Origin of the sequence: Streptomyces sp. AP-93 (assembly GCF_022808175.1) — a bacterium.
Taxonomy (GTDB): Bacteria; Actinomycetota; Actinomycetes; order Streptomycetales; family Streptomycetaceae; genus Streptomyces.
Genome location: NZ_JALGBX010000038.1, coordinates 52,606 through 60,730, shown reverse-complemented (window position 1 = coordinate 60,730; position 8,125 = coordinate 52,606). Strand labels below are relative to the sequence as shown.

The window sequence follows — 8,125 nt, the reverse complement described above, 5'->3', positions numbered from 1 at the left end:
CCCGCGGAGCGGGTCCCTGAGCGCTGCGCGCTCAGGACTGAACGGGCTCGCTGCGCTCGCCCAAAAGAGAGCGCCTCGCTGCGCTCGGCGGGGCTGCTTCGCAGCCCGGGGCCGGCCTTCGGCCGGAGCTCTCCGCTTCGCTTCGAGCTGCACTCGGCCCGGCTCGGCTTCGCCGAGCCTTTGGGCCGGGGTCCTGCGCTTCGCTCCGGACTGCTTCGGGTTCCGCTGCGCTTCACCCTGCGCGGCCCGTTCCTCGGGCCTGTAACCTCCCGCGCTCCGCGCGGGAGGTTACCCAGTTTCACGGGGAGGTCTGGGGCTCCGCCTCGTTGGGGGGCTGCACCGCTCCCATGTCCTTGCCCCTTCCGGCTCCGCCTCCAGGACCACTGCCCGCTGCGCGGGCGGCTGGCTAACTAGCAGGCGAGAAGGGCCTGCTGCTTTCCCCAGGTCCCTCAAGATCATATGCCACAACGATGGGGCGATCGAATAGCTTGGAGCCGTTCAGGGTTTCGACAGCCTTCTTCGCCTCCTCGACTGAACCCATCACTACGAACCCGAAGCCCTTACTCCGTCCATGTTCATCCATGACCACGTTCGCGGACTTGACCTCGCCAACTGTCCCAAAGTGGACCTTCAGCATGCGCCAATCCGCCTCCCAGTGAAGGTTGCTTACCTGCAGGCCGTACATGCCTCGACTCATCGTGCAGTCCTCCTCGTTCCATGTGCTCCGAAAAACCGGACGCGCAGCCCACGCTGCCACAGCATGGGACGCCTCGTAGATCCTTCTTGAAACAACCCCAGGACTTAACCCCATCGGTGACACCCCGCGAGCTCACTTGACGGATCCCGGCCCCCGGGGAGGGCCCACCGGGCTTTGAAGCTGCAGGCGTCCACGCCCTCGGAGTAAGATGTAGTGTGTAATATGACGAGATCATGGACACCCCCTCTCGGCACCGCAAGCCTCCCAGCCGCCCGGGTCCTCGTGCACGCCGATCGCGTGAATCGGATGCTGTGTACCATCCCGAGAATTCTGCTACTGGCCCCGACCAAGAGGGCGCCGACTTCCTCTACCTGACGGAGAAATCGAATGCAGAAGCCCCGTGAGATCACGCTTCGTCCTCACCAGGAGGAGGCGGTAGAGGCGATCGTCCGAAGGCTTGAAATCCGGCCCGGAAAACGAATTCCTAAGGCGGGGCTGCGGGTAACGGTGGTGGCGGCGTGCGGGACCGGGAAAACCTTCATTGCGGCGGCGGCCGCGCTCCGGTTGGCGCGGGGCGGGCGGGTTCTGGTGCTGCTGCCCACGCTCGACCTGCTGACCCAGACGGCCCGGGAGTGGAGGACCGCCGGCCACAGCGGCCCCGCGGTCGCGGTGTGCTCGCTGGAGGACAACGTCCAGCTGTACGGGCTGGACGTGCGTGCCACGACGTCGGCGCCGCAGCTCGCGCTGTGGCACGGGCAGGGGCCGGTGACCGTGTACGCGACGTACGCGTCGCTGCCGGTGATCGCGGAGGCTCACCGCGGCGGGTACGGGCTGGAGATGGCCCCCTTCGACCTGGTCGTGGTGGACGAGGCGCACCGTACGTCGGGCTCGGCGGGCAAGGCCTGGGCGGAGATCCACCGCCAGGAGGTGATCCCGGCCCAGCGACGGCTGTACATGACGGCCACCCCCAGGATCTGGGCCGAGCGGCTGGGCCGTACACGGGCAGAGCAGAGGGCGGCCGAGAAGGACCACCGGGAGACCGAGGAGAAGCGGCGCCAGGCGGCGGAGGCGGAGGGGCGGCGCTACGTGCCGTCCGCGCTGCGCAATCCGCTCCCGAAGGAGATGGCCTGCTCGATGGATGACGTGCGGGTTTTCGGGCCGGTCGTGTACGAGCTGTCGCTCGCGAACGCGGTGGCGCGGGGGCTACTTGCCCGGTACCAGATCGTGGTGGCCGAACTCGTGGACCCCGTGGTGACCCCGAGGCGGCTCTACAGCGCCGAGCGGTGGGAGGAGCGGCTGCGCGGGGAGCGGCTGGCCGCGATGCAGACGGCCCTGTTGGAGACGATGGCCGATCACGGGCTCCAGACCACGATCACCTTCCACCACCGCACCGTCGAGGCGCAGGCCTTCGCCGACGGTCTCCCCCGCGTCGCCAGCCGGCTGCACAACACCGACCCTGCCCGGCATCCGGCGAAGGTCTGGGCGGGGTGGCTGCGCGGGGAGCACGACCCCGAGTACCGGGCCTCCGTCCTGGGCGACTTCGGGCGCCGGGCCGGGCGCGCGGTGCTCGCGAATTGCCGGGTACTCGGGGAAGGCGTCGATATCCGGGCCGTCGACAGCGTGGCCCTGATCGACCCCAAGGGATCAGCCGTGGACATCGTCCAAGCCATTGGCCGGGCGCTTCGGCAGAAGCCCGGGGAAGGGAAGATCGCCACCCTGATCGTTCCCATTTTCCTGGACAAGGAAGAAAAGCCCGAGGATCTTCTCACTTCGAAATCGTACGGGCCTTTGATTAGGGTATTGAATGGCCTTCGTGCGCATGATGAACGTGCTGTTGAATTGCTTGCCATTCCTCAAGAGAAGCAGAAGCGTACCGTTCAGCCGTCGCCGGTGCTTGGCGACGGACCGGCTGATGGGGAGGAGGATGCCCGGCTTCTGCTCCGCTTCGCGGCACCGCGCGACCCGGCGCTGATCGCGAAGTGGATCAGCTACCAGGTCTTCAACACCGAGCGCCAGGACTGGCGCCGGGGCATCGAGGCCGCCTTCCGGTACCGGGAGCGCGAAGGCGATCTCGACGTGCCGTACGGCCACGCCGAGGGCCCCTACCCGCTCGGACGGTGGCTGTCCGACCAGCGGCGCGCCTTCCGCGCCGGGACCATGACCGGCGAGCACGCGGGCGAGCTGGAGGAACTGGGGATCGTCTGGGACACCGCCGACCAGGCCTTCGCCGAGAACCTCGCCGCCGCGCGGGCCTACTACGAGCTCCACGGGACCCTGGCCGCGCCGCGGCACGGCGTCGCCCTCGACCGGCCCGTCGGGCAGTGGCTGACGAACGTGCGCCGCCCCGGCGGGCTGGGCAAGGACCCGGGCCGCGCCCGCCGGCGGGCCGAAGCCCTCGCGGCGATCGACGAGGACTGGAACCCGGGCGAGCGCGGCTGGACGGTGGACTGGCAGCGCCACCTCGCCTACCTCGCCCAGCTCCTCGCCGACGGCGCCCGCCTCAGCGCGATCGTCCCCGGCGTGACCCGGCACGGAGAGGACATCGGACGGTGGCTCGCCACCCAACGCCGGGACTTCAGCCAGCTGACCGACCAGCAGCGCGAGCGGCTGCTCGAACTCGGCGTGAAGGGCCCCGCACGGGCCCGCAAGACCGGCGCGAAGGCGCCTGCGGCGTCCCCGTCCGGGCGGGGCGCAGCGGCCTTCCAGGCAGGCGTTGAGGCCCTCGCGCGGTATCTGGAGCGGGAGGGTGGGGGTCTGCCGGGGCGCGGTCATGTCGAGCGGCTTCCGGACGGCAGCTCGCACCGGACCGGGGTGTGGATCGTCAACCAGAAACAGCGCCGCGACCGACTCGACCCGGCGCAGCTCTCCGCACTCGCCGAGCTGGGCGTGGACTGGGCCCGGTAGAACACCCGGAACACCCACACCAGCCCTTTTCGTGTATTCATAGAGATTACGGGCCCATCCACAGGGCCCGCCTCGGGTACCGGCTCCCTGGTTCTCCCCCCGATCCGGGTGGAGCCGGTACCCGCCCCCACCAGCCGGGTGCCGGGCGTCCACCCGCTGGAGCCATGTTCGAGCAGTTCCCCGCCCCCCACAGCACACGTGGGGGACGAGGCCGGCCCGAGCGGTCACGCGGTAGGCCACCGCCGAGCCGCAGGTAGAGGATGATGCGCTCGCCGAACTCGGCGTCGACTGGGCGCGGTAGGGCTCGCATCCTCCCAGGAGGTCGTGCTCAGAACAGCGCCAGGCCATCGCCGCTGGTGTCGGCGATGACTGGCCGGGACTGGGCGGGGAGGCCGTCGAGGCGGTCGGGTCCGGCTGCGGCGGCCACATCGGGCGCGGCCTCGGCCAGCCAGGCGCCAAACCGCTCGGCGGCTTCGCGGTAGGGGACTTGTGCCAGGACACGGTGCTCGCCGGAGGGGCAGAAGTCGACGGTGACGGTGAGCAGGCAGGAGCGGGGTGTGTTCTGGCTTCCCGTCCAGGACACGCGCAGCACACCACAGAGTGCACGCCCGCGGGAGCCGCGGTGGGTCGGGCGCAGGGGCCGGCAGGCTGTGTGGGCGGTCCATGCGGCGAGGTGTGGCAGGGGCAGGGTGGTGCGGGCGCGGCAGCCGGGGCAGCGGTGCCAGTGGCGCAGCCACTCGAGGGTGTCGGTGTCGAAGAGGCGTGTGTAGCGGTCGGCGACGCGGATGTCGTTGCTGTAGAGGTGGTCAGGGCGCTCTTGGATGTTGCAGGACTGGCAGACCGGGGCGCGGACGTAGCCGTGTTCGTGGCAGTGGTCGAGCACGCCGGCGGGCGCGGTGCGGCAGACGGCACACGTCCACCCGGCCACCTTGCCGGAGGTGCCGGGCTTCCTGCTGAGCACCGAGTACAGGTGACCTTCCAACTCCCCGGTGTACGGGCGCAGTGGAGTGGTTGGGCAGTCGGGGCTGGGCGTCTGTCGGTTGTCGGCGGCTCGGGCCTGCCGGTGCTGGGAGGGCGGCCCGGGGACGACTGAACTGGCCTGGCGGGTCTGCGCTGCTTGGGCTTGCAGCCACCGTGTTTCGCTGTGCTCGGCTCCGTCCAGCAGCTGGACCACGGCGCGCGGCAGCCACCACGTCCGCGCTGTGCGGTCTCGGGTCTGCTCCACGAGTATCCGCCGCCAGTCGATCCCCGCCAGATGGAACGGCTGGCCCCCTTCGCGCCGTGCCGCCCACTCGGGACCGCCCAGCCCCTGCAGTTCTTGGGCGATGCGCTGGCGCCATCGCAGCGGTGTTCCCTCGTGCTGTCCCTGCCGCTGCACGTGGCGGAACGGGCCGATACGGAGCAGGTCCTGGCGGTCCATCCCCACCGCGTTCAGTTCCGCGGCCGCCCGGCGCACCTCGGTCTCCGAAACACTCCACCGGCCGCCGGTCTGTACCGTCGCCACCACCCGGCCGCCGAGCAGGACGTACCCCGCCCGGGCATCTGCAGGAAAGCCGGTGAACGCCCCAGAAGCCGTCGGCACCGCGCTACCGGCCGTCAAGCCGGCCCACAGAGCGTCCGCAGCGCCCAGAGTGATCAGGCCGCCCGTGCGGCCCGGAACGACAAGATCCGCCATACCGACAGGCTAACGGCCGGCCCCGAATAGAATCCTGGCCAGGGGTGAGGAGGATTCGATGCCCGCAGGCAATGCCCGGGTCGTCGTGATCCTGCCCGACGGCCAGGAACTTCGGGCCTCACTCTATGAACGACGCCGCGTACCCGACGGCTGGCAGTACCGTGTCGCCATCACCATCTGGACAGCCGGGATCAGCGGCCGCCAAGAGCCCGTGGAACACACCGTATGGCTAGACGCCAGCCATGTCCGCCCCATCGAAGGCGGCGACTACAGCACCGTACCGACCCGCCCCACAGCCACTGCAGGCCTCGGAGGGGCCCGTCAGGCCTGGACGATACAGAACCTGCCCCACCGCCCCGGCCACCCCGGAGCACGCCTCGTCCACATCATCGGCTGCCAGCCCGACGGCATCCCCATCAACCTCGACCAAGCCCTCGACGCACTCCAGCAACCCCGCACCGTGCCCTGCCTCCAGTGCAAGGCCGACACCTCATTCCCATCGGCCGGTTGAACTGGCTCGCCACCCAACGCCGGGACTCGGACGGGCTCGGCGACGAACAGCGCGAGCGGCTCGGCGAACTCGGCGTCAAGGCCGAACGCGCCCGCAGGACCACGGCGAAGGCGCCCGCGACCTCGACGTCCGGACGGGGCCCGGTCGCCTTCCAGACGGGCGTGCGGGCCCTCGCGCAGTACCGGGAGCGGGACGGGTACGGTCTGCCCGGGCGTGGACCTGCTCCGCGACGGCGTAGAGCACCGGACCGGGGTGTGGATCGCCAACCAGAAGGCCCGACGCGACCGGCTCGGCGCCGACCAGCTTCGCGCGCTCGCCGAGATGGGGCTCGACTGGGCGCGGTGATATCGCAAGGTCACGGGCAGTCGGGGATCTGGGTGCCGTTGTTGTCGCGGGCTTCGTTGTCGCCCCAGCGGCTGAGGTAGTAGGCGGAGACCCAGCCTTGGGCGGCGCCGGAGTCGAGGTCGGTGAAGAGCCAGTAGTGGTTGGTGGCTCCGGTGGCGTCGGTCACGGTCGAGCCCTGCTTCTTGCACCACACGTAGTTGGTGCCCGCGTTCAGTACGCCGGTCTGGGCTGTGTCCCGGGAGGGGCCGGCGCGGCCGGGACCGGTCTGGAAGGTGTCGACCCAGAACTTCACCGGCTGCGGGGCCACCGCCGCGGGGGAGGTGGGAGGCACCGTGCCGTCGTCGGTGATGTTGTTGTAGCGGTAGGCCAGGAGATTCTGGAAGTCGTACGCGCCGTTCCAGCTGTACTCCTGGTGGCGGACTGGTGTGGAGCCGAAGTCGTAGGCGACGTAGCGGGTGTGGGCGGCGTCGATCCAGTGGTCGAAGAGGCGTACGTGGGTGTCCCACGCGACCAGCGCGTCGCCGGGCGCTAGTTCGTCCTTGGCGATCTTGTGTGAGACGGCGGGGTCCACCAGGGCGTTGCCCGGGTCGGTGGAGACGACGCGGCTGCGGTCCAGGTGCCAGGCCATCGACACGTACCCGGAGCAGTCCCGGCGGTAGGCCTTGCCGTCGGGGTCGGGGGCGGTGCCGCCGTTGTACGTGTACTGGAGGCCCTGGTTCATCCATGACTCGGCGCGGGCCAGTACCTCCGTGCGGGAGATCGGCTGGCCCGTGGAGGAAGCGGCGGAGGCCGGGCTGAGAGTGAGGTCGAAGGCGCCCGCGGCGGTGGCGAGGGCGGCCATGGCGAGGGCCAGAACGGTGGTGGTGATGCGCCAGAGGCGGCGGCGCGGCCGGTGGCCGGTGGTCGGACGGGGCATGCGCGGGTCCCTTCGTCGGCGCCCCACGAGGGGGCGGGGGTGGTGGAGATCACTGGACCAGGACCCGCGGTCGGCGGGGAGGGGGAAGCTGTCCACGGCTTCGGAGCTGACAGTCCGCACGGCTGTGAGCTGCACAGATGTTGATTTCGCGGACAGTTGCCCTGGCTGGTCATCACGGTGGGGTAGGAGGCGACGGGGGCCAGCAGGGCCTCCGCCAGTGGTGGGTAGAGGAGCGGCGGGAAGGTCGGGGGCAGAGCGGGCGGGGGCGAGGTAGCGGGGGGTGAAGGGGGCCAGCTGGCCGAGGGGGAGCGGGAAGGGGGTGCGGGGGATGTCTTCGAATCCGGGGTTGCCCGCTGCGGGGTCGAGGACCAGGACGTCGCCGGTCGTGTCGTCGTATCCGACTGCGGCGATCCAGTGGGCGATGGGCCCGCCGGTGTACGGCGCCAGGTGGGGGCCGGACAGGGTGAAACGGATGTTGAGGGCGAGGGCGAAGCCGTGGTCGATGCCGTCGCGGAGGTCCGGGCCCAGTCGGCCGGCGCCTTCGCGGACTTGGTAGCCGGCGGTGTCCAGGTGGTCGTTGAGGACCTGCTGGAGATCGCCGCGCCAGGTGCCGCCCTCGTTCTCGGCGATCCATGCCAGTTGTTCCTGGCCGGGTGCGTCCGGCCCGAGCCTGGCCTCAAGGAGCATGCGCGCGGTCGCGGGCCCGCACCAGTGCGGCCTGCGCTGGCTGGTGTGGGCGACCGGCAGACAGACGCGGCTGGCCGGCGGACGGGGTGTGCGGCGGGACGCCGAGTGGCCAGGCGGGCGGTCGGGTTGATGGGGTGGCGCCCTCATGTTCGTCTCCCTTCCGGTCCCTGCCGCCGGATGCGGCGGAACGCGGATCCAGGATGGGGTGGGCCACATCCACGGAAGGGGTGCGAACTGTCCGCGGTGGCCCTGGAAGTGTCCGCGACCGGCCGCGAGGGGGGCGAAGTGTCCACGGAGCGGTGTCGTCGCAGGCCAGGACAGTTACGACTCCCCTCCCCCGGGAGTCCGGTGGTCTTCTGGAGGGGCGGGGCGCCGGACTGACGGTGCCTC

General features: G+C 70.6%; 6 protein-coding genes. 3 read left to right on the top strand and 3 right to left on the bottom strand.

Annotation, left to right across the window (positions count from 1 at the left end; genetic code table 11):
- Positions 1-406: 406 nt before the first annotated feature.
- Positions 407-685, bottom strand: a complete 279-nt coding sequence (locus MTF69_RS39410) for an RNA-binding protein (RefSeq protein ID WP_243341572.1) — start codon at positions 683-685, stop codon at positions 407-409.
- Between the two features lie 399 nt (positions 686-1,084).
- Between MTF69_RS39410 and MTF69_RS39405 the strand changes: the two genes are divergently transcribed.
- Positions 1,085-3,601, top strand: a complete 2,517-nt coding sequence (locus tag MTF69_RS39405; protein ID WP_243341571.1) for a DEAD/DEAH box helicase — start codon at positions 1,085-1,087, stop codon at positions 3,599-3,601.
- 328 nt (positions 3,602-3,929) lie between these two features.
- On the opposite strand, the gene MTF69_RS39400 is transcribed toward MTF69_RS39405, so the two are convergent.
- A complete protein-coding gene (locus MTF69_RS39400; RefSeq protein ID WP_243341568.1) occupies positions 3,930-5,276 on the bottom strand; it encodes an endonuclease domain-containing protein in 1,347 nt (448 codons plus the stop codon).
- A gap of 58 nt (positions 5,277-5,334) precedes the next feature.
- On the opposite strand from MTF69_RS39400, the gene MTF69_RS39395 reads away from it, so the two are divergent.
- Entirely contained in the window at positions 5,335-5,787 is a 453-nt protein-coding gene (locus tag MTF69_RS39395; RefSeq protein WP_243341567.1) for a DUF6233 domain-containing protein, read from the top strand.
- Positions 5,788-6,000: 213 nt separating this feature from the next.
- Positions 6,001-6,132 (top strand): hypothetical protein, encoded by a 132-nt coding sequence (locus MTF69_RS43220; protein WP_279346815.1) that lies wholly within the window; start codon positions 6,001-6,003, stop codon positions 6,130-6,132.
- Positions 6,133-6,142: 10 nt separating this feature from the next.
- Here the strand turns inward: MTF69_RS43220 and MTF69_RS43215 are convergent, their stop codons facing one another.
- On the bottom strand, positions 6,143-7,882 hold the full coding sequence (locus MTF69_RS43215) for a C39 family peptidase (RefSeq protein ID WP_279346814.1): 1,740 nt from the start codon (positions 7,880-7,882) through the stop codon (positions 6,143-6,145).
- Between the last annotated feature and the right edge of the window lie 243 nt (positions 7,883-8,125).

Excerpts from the sequence above, each read along its gene's own strand:
- MTF69_RS39410 (WP_243341572.1), bottom strand. The coding sequence starts at position 685 with ATGTACGGCCTGCAGGTAAGCAACCTTCACTGGGAGGCGGATTGGCGC.
- MTF69_RS39405 (WP_243341571.1), top strand. The coding sequence starts at position 1,085 with ATGCAGAAGCCCCGTGAGATCACGCTTCGTCCTCACCAGGAGGAGGCG.
- MTF69_RS39400 (WP_243341568.1), bottom strand. The coding sequence starts at position 5,276 with ATGGCGGATCTTGTCGTTCCGGGCCGCACGGGCGGCCTGATCACTCTG.
- MTF69_RS39395 (WP_243341567.1), top strand. The coding sequence starts at position 5,335 with ATGCCCGCAGGCAATGCCCGGGTCGTCGTGATCCTGCCCGACGGCCAG.
- MTF69_RS43215 (WP_279346814.1), bottom strand. The coding sequence starts at position 7,882 with ATGAGGGCGCCACCCCATCAACCCGACCGCCCGCCTGGCCACTCGGCG.